Origin of the sequence: Chlorogloea sp. CCALA 695 (assembly GCF_003003885.1) — a bacterium.
Taxonomy (GTDB): domain Bacteria; phylum Cyanobacteriota; class Cyanobacteriia; order Cyanobacteriales; family Chroococcidiopsidaceae; genus Aliterella.
Genome location: NZ_PVWN01000144.1, coordinates 1 through 2587, shown reverse-complemented (window position 1 = coordinate 2587; position 2587 = coordinate 1). Strand labels below are relative to the sequence as shown.

2 protein-coding genes and 1 pseudogene are annotated in these 2587 nt (G+C 37.0%); all 3 read left to right on the top strand.

Features of this window, described 5'->3' with window-relative positions:
- Positions 1-12 precede the first annotated feature (12 nt).
- The 3 genes and pseudogenes from C7B70_RS29010 (at position 13) to C7B70_RS25515 (ending at position 2415) form a co-directional block, all read left to right on the top strand.
- Positions 13-399 carry a YpsA SLOG family protein gene (locus C7B70_RS29010; RefSeq protein ID WP_106371659.1) on the top strand — a complete coding sequence of 129 codons (387 nt, stop codon included), beginning with the start codon at positions 13-15 and terminating at the stop codon, positions 397-399.
- A 369-nt stretch (positions 400-768) separates the two neighbouring features.
- Positions 769-1035: a hypothetical protein gene (locus C7B70_RS25520; protein WP_199192579.1), complete on the top strand. Its 267-nt coding sequence runs from the start codon at positions 769-771 to the stop codon at positions 1033-1035.
- A gap of 44 nt (positions 1036-1079) precedes the next feature.
- Positions 1080-2415, top strand: a pseudogene (locus C7B70_RS25515) (IS701 family transposase).
- Positions 2416-2587 lie beyond the last annotated feature (172 nt).

Genomic DNA, 2587 nt, shown 5'->3' with positions numbered 1-2587 from the left:
ACTTAGTAATTAATTGGAATAGAAAGCTCCGTAATAAAGGAAATAAAGTTCTTACAAGTTAAATGTCTATCAGCTTATGACTTAACTGAAACACTATCATCTGAGTATTCTGAGCGGACTCAATGGAATGTCCGTGACTCTGATGGAACTGCTGTATTTTCAATTTCTGAAGAAATCTTTGCAGGTACTTTATTAACTGTTGAATTAGCTAAAAAATCCAAAAAGCCGTATATACACTTATGTAAAAAATTAATTGATGTCGATATTGTTAATAGATTTCAGTTATTTCTTTTGGAGTTGGGCATAGTAAATCTTAACGTTGCTGGATCAAGAGCATCAGACGAACCAGAGGTTTACCAGTTTGTTAGAGAAATTCTTGATCGTGCTTTCTTAGCTTAGAGAAACTATCGATTATCGCTGCCCTGCTTAAAGAGTAAACTTTATATGTTGTAAGTAGTTCAACGCTCAATTATGCAATTATGAATAAACTAAATTCTACCTGAGATTTCCAGAAGTAATGAGATAGCAAAGATATCCTTTGTAAAGTGTCGTTTGTGGTCGAGTGAGTATAAAATATTATTGCCGCAAGACCAGGATTTGGATGAGTCAATCTGAGTTTTTTAAATTAAATAGTTACTAACTCCCGACATTTTCCGTAACGACAAATAGACTCATATTCAATTACCTTAGCAATTGTAGGTGGTCAGCTTTTAGCAACCATCAACAAAAAAGAGCAAATATGTAGTTTTGAATCTAATAATTACTGATATGTTTCCTTCTGTTATTGAATTTGCATCTTTTCAAGATATTCTGAATATCATTGAAATCAAAAAAGCAAAGTTCGCTCAAGCTCCACTATTTCAGTTCATGCAAGACGATAGCATCTCTGCGCTACAAAGACTAGGATTTGCCCCCTGCATCGCCCATTTCATCATGAGTTTTGGGGATCTAAACAAATACGTATTTCGTGACGAATCTAGCAACGATCTAGTTCAAAGCCTGATTAACGAGCATAACGCTCTTTCATCACTCTAGTAAGATAATAATAGAATAGAGTGCTGCAAAGCGTTAGCTAGCATATGACTGAGCCAAGAGAGTCGACCGGAACCATAAAATTCGTTGATGATTACTGTCAATGGTATAGAAAGGTATTTCCAGAGGTCAGGAGTTTTGAAGCGTTTAAGTATCTTCATGTGGGAATGATTTCTGAAATTAAGCGTAAAACACTACCTGCGATTGCTAAAGCAGTGGGATTAAATAATGAACAAGGTTTGTTGCATTTCCTAACCGAATCACCATGGCAAGTAAAAGAATTAAGAGATGTGAGATTAAATTTGATTTTGCAAGCCTTAGCTGGGTGAGAGATTGAATTAATTATTGATGAAACGGGAGACAGAAAGAAAGGCGGGGCAACTTCTTATGTCAAACGACAGTATATTGGGAATCTGGGAAAAATTGAAAACGGAATCGTAGCGGTTACAGCATACGGTTTATTGGAAGGAATGACTTTTCCCTTATTATTTAGAGTTTATAAACCAAGAGAAAGATTATTGCCAGAAGATACATATTTAAGCAAGCCCCAAATTGCCGCCTTGATGATTCGAGAACTCCAGTCAATGGGATTGAAGTTCAAGCTTGTATTGGCAGATAGTTTGTATGGCGAGAGTGATAGTAACTTTTTGAGCGTGCTGTATGAATTAAAACTGAATGCGTGTGGTGGCAATTCGGAGCAATCATAGCGTATGGCTACCGCAGAAACAGAAAGTTAGGCATAACAAATGGCGTACTTATGACCGGATTTTCTCTAATGGCACGCAAGAGAAAAGATACATTCGAGAAATAATTTTTGGTCAGCGTTGTCAGATTCAGTACTGGCAAGTTACTACAAACACAGAAACTTTACCGCAGAATTCCACTTGGTACATAATGACGAAAGTTCCTGGGATTAAGTATAAGGAAGTTGGAAATTTATATGGTTTAAGAAATTGGGTTGAGTATGGGTTGAAACAAAGTAAGAATGAATTGGGATGGGCAGACTTCCGCGTAACAGATTATTCTCAAATCGAAAAGTGGTGGGAATTAATAATGAGTGCGTATCTTATGGTCAGTCTTCATGCCAGAGTTCTAAATAATCGGGATGAGCAAGAGGCAAATCCAGTCCAAGCTCAACTTATTACCAAGTTCTCCACGCATGATTGGTGGGATAAGGGACAAGGATGGAAAAACTTACTCAATAATTTACGTCTGATCATCCAACCTTTTGTCTTGTTTAATTTGCTCAAGCCTTGGCTAATCGTATTTCCAATAACACATTTGTCAATTGGTTTTTCTACACTTATTGCTCTAATGAATCAGCTCCAAGGTGTTCTTCCTCGCCCCTCTAAAAACGAGCTTTTCCTATTTTCTTCTGCCTAGAGTGATGAAAGAGCGATAAGCTAATAGACTTTAAAAAAGTATAATATATAAAGTTGATTGGGCAAGGGGTGGAGGGGACAATGCCTGCAAAAGGATTTCCCTTTCTGGAACAGAAAGAGAGATTGCAAACGCTAATACGCGGCAATAATTGTTCAAGAATAAGAGAACACGC